At 39.7% G+C, this 1,412-nt stretch carries 1 pseudogene; it reads left to right on the forward strand.

Going from position 1 to position 1,412, the window contains the following annotated elements:
• Positions 1-1,412 (forward strand): annotated as a pseudogene (locus H526_RS29525) (hypothetical protein); the annotation flags it as partial.

The raw sequence follows: 1,412 nt of genomic DNA on the forward strand, positions 1-1,412 counted from the left end.
GTAGCAGATGTTGTACCTGGAGGATATAGCGGAATAAGTAATATTGTCCCTGTTATAGTTCCTGCTGGTAATATTCTTACCTGGACAGGATTAGCGGTGCCAGTGGGTACCGATACAGTTACCTTAAGTTTTGATGCTGTTGTAGATGCTCCAACGGGAGCTGTTGATGAGTATTTGAATCAAGCAGAGATCACTGGTAGTGATCAGTTTGATCCAGATAGTGACCCTACGGCAGATGATACAGTTGATGATAATGGCGATGGTATTGCTGATGATGATGAGGACACGGCAGTTGTTACTGTTCAATCTTCGGATTTAAGTATTAAGAAAAGTATTGATAATAGCAGTCCAAATGTTGGCGATACAGTTACTTTTAGTTTAGTTGTTAGTAATGCAGGTCCAGATGCAGCTACGGGTGTATCGGTAGAAGATGTATTACCAATAGGGTTTACTTTAGTAGCTGTTAATAACGGTGGTACTCCAGATCTTCCAAATAACACTGCGAATTGGAGTGGCTTAAGTATCCCTTCTAATAATGGAAGTATTACCTTAACTTATACAGCAACTGTTGAAGCACCAACAGGTGCGGCAGGGGAATATACAAATGCTGCACAGATCACGGATAGTGATCAGTTTGATCCGGATAGTGATCCTACGGCAGATGATACAGTTGATGATAATGGAGACGGTATTGCGGATGATGATGAGGATAGTATTACGATTCCACCACAACAGGCAGATTTAAGTATTAGTAAAGGATTGCAAAGTGGGAGTGCTACGCCTAATATAGGAGATACATTAGTATTTGAATTAACGATTACCAATGATGGTAGTAGTAATGCTACAGGAGTTTCAGTAGAAGATGTACTACCTATCGGATTAACATTAGGTACAGTTAATAATACAGGTACAGCCGATATTCCTAATAACACTGCTACTTGGACAAATTTATTTGTACCTACAAATAGTTCGATTACAGTAACCTATACTGCTACAGTTAATGCCCCCACAGGAGCAGCCAATGAATATTTAAATACCACACAGATTACTGCAAGTGATCAGTTTGATCCAGATAGTGACCCTACGGCAGATGATACAGTTGATGATAATGGAGATGGAGTAGCAGATGATGATGAAGATACATTTGTGATCACTCCCACTGCAGCAGATTTATCATTAGTAAAGAGTTTTGTAGATGGTAATGGAGCTCCGGTGAATGTAGGAGATGTTTTAACTTTTAGTTTGGCGATTAACAATAGTGTTGGTTCGGATACAGCAACTAATGTAAGTATCGAAGATGTATTACCTATAGGATATAGTATTGTACCAGGCAGTATTAGCGATGGCGGAGTTTATAATGCAGGAGCTACGACGATTAATTGGGATATTTTGTCCATAGCAGGCAATAGCAC

Origin of the sequence: Aquimarina latercula DSM 2041 (genome assembly GCF_000430645.1) — a bacterium.
Lineage (GTDB): Bacteria > Bacteroidota > Bacteroidia > Flavobacteriales > Flavobacteriaceae > Aquimarina > Aquimarina latercula.